Source organism: Pedobacter sp. 01T416_2, assembly GCF_056398925.1.
In genome coordinates this window covers 1-4734 of sequence record NZ_JBFTQI010000465.1, presented here as the reverse complement: position 1 = coordinate 4734, position 4734 = coordinate 1, and the positions used below count along the sequence as shown (strand labels likewise).

At 40.5% G+C, this 4734-nt stretch carries 3 protein-coding genes; all 3 read left to right on the top strand.

What is annotated here, in order from left to right; genetic code table 11:
• Positions 1 to 344: efflux RND transporter periplasmic adaptor subunit (locus AC1DPQ_RS18100; RefSeq protein ID WP_477610439.1), on the top strand; the 344-nt coding region annotated here is incomplete at its 5' end.
• 48 nt (positions 345 to 392) lie between these two features.
• On the top strand, positions 393 to 3569 hold the full coding sequence (locus tag AC1DPQ_RS18095) for an efflux RND transporter permease subunit (RefSeq protein WP_477610438.1): 3177 nt from the start codon (positions 393 to 395) through the stop codon (positions 3567 to 3569).
• A gap of 10 nt (positions 3570 to 3579) precedes the next feature.
• On the top strand, positions 3580 to 4734 hold a 1155-nt coding region (locus AC1DPQ_RS18090), incomplete at its 3' end, for an efflux transporter outer membrane subunit (protein WP_477610437.1).

The following is a 4734-nucleotide window of genomic DNA, read 5'->3' as shown; positions in this document are numbered from 1 at the left end:
GTTTAAGGGCAACCTTCCCTAATCCGGTTTTCTTATTAAAAAATGGTGCTAGTGCATCGGTTAGAATTCCTCAACATGTTGAAAATGCAATTTTAGTCCCTCAAAAATCAACGATCGATTTACAGGGTAAGAAATTCGTTTACATTTTAGGCGATTCGGCTAAGGTGATCAATACCCAAATTGAAGTGATGGAATTGGCCAAAGGTAATTTCTACGTGGTTACCAAAGGACTTAAAGCTGGCGATAAAGTTATTTTAGAAGGCTTTCAATCGTTAAAAGACGGGACTAAAATTAAACCTGAGGTAAAAAACACCGATTCAGTTTATGCTGAAATAAAAAAATAACAATATAGTCAGTGCAATCACACTACATCAGTGTAATCCATATTAATTATGTTTAAGAAATTTATAGACAGGCCCGTTTTATCAACAGTTATATCCATTATAATTGTAATATTAGGTGTATTAGGCCTTGTAACTTTACCCATCTCTCAATACCCCGAAATTGCACCTCCAACCGTTCAGGTATCGGCTTCGTATCAGGGAGCAAATGCCGATGTGGTAATGAGTAGTGTTGTTGTTCCGCTGGARGAGCAGATAAATGGTGTGGAAGACATGACTTACATGACTTCTAGTGCCAGTAATGATGGTACCGCAACCATTACCGTTAACTTTAAATTGGGCACAAATGCCGATTTAGCAGCGGTTAACGTACAGAATCGTGTAGCCAGGGCAACCAGTTTATTACCTGCAGAGGTAACCAGATCGGGTGTAATTACAGCAAAAAGACAGGCGAGTAACTTGCTTATTTTTGCCATTTACAGTGATGATCCATCATACGATCAGAAGTTTTTACAAAATTATGCCAACATTAACATCATCCCTGAAATTAAAAGGATTAGCGGTGTAGGTGATGCAAGTGCATTTGGTACTTTAGATTATACCATGCGTATCTGGCTTAAACCAGAAGTAATGGCTGTTTATGGTCTGGTACCGAATGATGTAAGTGTAGCCTTGGCAGAGCAAAACATTGAAGCTGCACCAGGTCAGTTTGGTGAGCAGGGAAATCAGGCTTTTCAATATACGTTAAAATATAGTGGCCGTTTAAAAACGGAAACTGAGTTTAGCGACATCATTATTAAGGCGGATGCAAACGGACAGATTCTTCGCCTAAAAGATGTGGCCAGGATAGAACTTGGTGCACAAAGTTATGCCAGTTATGTAAAGTTTAACGGCAAACCTGCTTTAGGTATTGCCATTAGTCAAACAGCGGGTTCGAATGCGAAAGAAGTAATCGAAAACTCGATCAAAACTTTAGATAAAGCAGCAACTTCTTTCCCTAAAGGTGTTCATTATGAAACCGTTGTTAACGTAAATAACTTCCTGGATGCCTCAATCGAAAAGGTAATCCACACCTTGATTGAAGCATTTATTTTGGTGTTCTTAGTGGTATTTATTTTCCTACAAGATTTCCGTTCAACTTTGATTCCGGCAATCAGTGTTCCGGTGGCTATTATCGGTACCTTTTTCTTCCTGAGTCTGTTCGGTTTTACCATCAACCTATTAACCTTATTTGCACTGGTACTGGCCATCGGTATTGTGGTGGATGATGCCATTGTAGTGGTGGAGGCCGTGCATGCCAAGCTCGATGCTGGTTACAAAGACCCGAAAAAGGCAACGAAAGATGCGATGGATGACATTAGTGGTGCGATTATTTCGATTACACTGGTAATGGCGGCAGTATTTATCCCGGTAAGTTTTATCCAGGGTTCGTCTGGTGTATTTTATAAACAATTCGGTTTAACACTGGCTATCGCGATTATTTTATCAGCGATCAACGCCTTAACATTAAGTCCGGCACTATGTGCGATGTTCTTAAAACCGCATGCAGAAGATCACGAAAAAAGTAAAAATTTCTTACAACGTTTTTATACTGCTTTCAATACTTCATTTGATGCCGTAACGCAAAAGTATAAACGCTCTGTTGGTTTCTTAGGCAAAAAAAGATGGCTTGCAGGTTTAGGAATTGCTGTTTTCGCAGTGGTGTTAGTGTGGATTATGAATACAACGCCTAAAGGTTTCGTGCCAAACGAAGATTTAGGAACAGTGTTCTCTGATATTTCATTGCCACCTTCTACTTCACAGGAAGAAACCGATAAAATTATTGTAAAAATTAATGATATTGTAAGTAAGGTGCCAGAAGTAGAGGCTACATTTAGGGTTGTTGGCCGAAGTTTGATCAGCGGATCGGGTAGTTCTTATGGGATGGTTATCGCAAGGCTTAAACCATGGGATAAACGTAAGCGTGATGTTAAAGCCATTATTGGTGAATTATTTGCAAAAGCATCCAGCATTAAAGGTGCGAAGGTAATTTTCTTTGCTCCGCCAACCATTCAGGGTTTTGGTACCGGCGGTGGTTTCGAGTTCCAGTTACAGGATAAAACCGGTGGCGATATCAAAAAATTCAACAAAGTGGGTAATGCATTTTTAGCCGCATTGAGTAAACGCCCTGAAATTCAATATGCATCAACCTCGTTCAACCCGAATTTCCCACAATATCAGATCGATGTAAATGTGGCAAAAGTGAAACAAGCTGGCTTAACGGTTAGCGATGTGTTGGGTGTTTTGCAGGGTTATTATGGTGGTGTTTATGCCTCAAACTTTAATAAATTCGGGAAACAGTACAGGGTAATGTACCAGGCAGATGCCAAATACCGTGCTAATCAGCAAAGTTTAACCAGTATTTATGTGCGTAATTCGAGCGGTACAATGGCTCCTATTTCTGAGTTTATCACTTTAGAAAAAGTTTACGGGCCACAGGCTATTTCACGTTTCAATTTGTATACCTCAATTGCAGTTACGGGTAACCCGAATGCGGGATTTAGTTCTGGTGATGCAATTAAGGCCATTCAGGAGGAAGCCRCAATTCACCTTCCAGCAGGTTATGGATATGAGTTCTCTGGTTTATCGCGTGAAGAGGTAAGCAGTGGAAGTCAGACGATTTTTATCTTTCTACTTTGCGTAGTCTTCGTGTATTTCCTGCTTTCAGCACAGTACGAAAGTTATATCTTACCATTGGCGGTATTGTTTTCGCTGCCAATTGGTTTAGCCGGGGTATTCATCTTTGATAAGATATTTGGTGTAGATAATAACATCTATACGCAGATTACCTTGATCATGCTTGTGGGGCTACTGGCAAAGAATGCCATTTTGATTGTAGAGTACGCGGTAGACAGGCGACGAAAGGGAATGAGTATTATTAACTCGGCTATTGATGGTGCAACTGCCCGTTTACGCCCGATCTTGATGACCTCTTTTGCTTTTATTCTGGGTTTATTGCCTTTAATGTTGTCATCAGGTGTTGGTGCAGCAGGTAATACTTCAATTGGTACCGGAGCTGTAGGCGGTATGTTAATCGGTACTATATTCGGCGTGTTTGTAATCCCGGCCTTGTTCATTGTTTTCCAAACCTTACAGGAAAAAATCAGTAGCAATTCTCCTTTTGAGGAAGGCATTGATCGCGAACAAACAGAAGAAGAGTACGAGTTAGCGGTTAACCGTCCACATTAATTTTAAAACCATGAAATTTAGATATAAACATTCCATTTTAATCGGTGTAGCCATCCTCAGCCTAAGCGCTTGTGTAACTAAAAAATACGAGCGCCCACAACTTAAGAACGAAGGTTTATACCGTGATAACAATAATACCGATACAACAACCATTGCTGATGTGCAATGGAAAACGTTGTTTTCAGACACCACTTTACAATCGCTGATCCAACAGGGGATAAATGAAAATTTAGACCTGAAACAGGCCATCGAGCGCATTAAAATTGCCGAAGCAACGCTTATACAAAGCCGAGGCGCATTATTGCCCAGCTTACAGGCCGATGTAAATGTAACCGACAATAAAGCTTCTGCAGCAGCACAGAATTTTCCGGCAGGGATTAACATTAACCTGGAAACCCAAACCTATAAAGCACAGTTGAGCACCAGCTGGGAAGCTGATATTTGGGGGAAATTAAGCAGTGCAAAGCGTGGTGCTTACGCTACTTTATTACAAAGTGATGCAGCAAAACGCGCTGTTCAAACACAGTTAATTGCTACCATTGCTAATAATTATTATGCTTTATTGGCCCTTGATAAACAATTGGCCATTACCGAGCAGACCATTAAGGTTAGAACTCAGGATGTTGAAACCATGAAAGCCTTAAAACAAGGTGCCGTAGTTAATGGCGCGGCTGTTGTACAGAGTGAAGCCAATTTATATGCAGCTCAGGTAACCTTGCCCGATTTAAAAAGAAGCATTAAAGAGGCTGAAAATGCGCTAAGCGTCTTGGTTGCTAAAGCACCAAATGCGATTAACCGCACAACTTTGGATCAACAGACCCCTTATGCTAATTTACAAACCGGCGTTTCTGCACAATTGTTAAAAAACCGTCCGGATGTGATAGCTGCTGAATTTGGTTTCAGATCGGCTTTCGAAAACACAAACGTAGCAAAAGCTTATTTTTATCCTGCTTTAACCATTACCGCAGCGGGTGGATTATCAAGCTTACAATTACAGGATTTCTTCAGCAAATCTATCTTCTATAATTTGGTGGGTGGTTTAACGCAGCCAATTTTTGCAAAAGGCGCAAACAAAGCACGCTTAAAAACAGCCGAAGCGAATCAACAGATTGCTTTTTACAACTTTCAACAAACACTGTTAACCGGTGGACAGGAAGTATCGAAT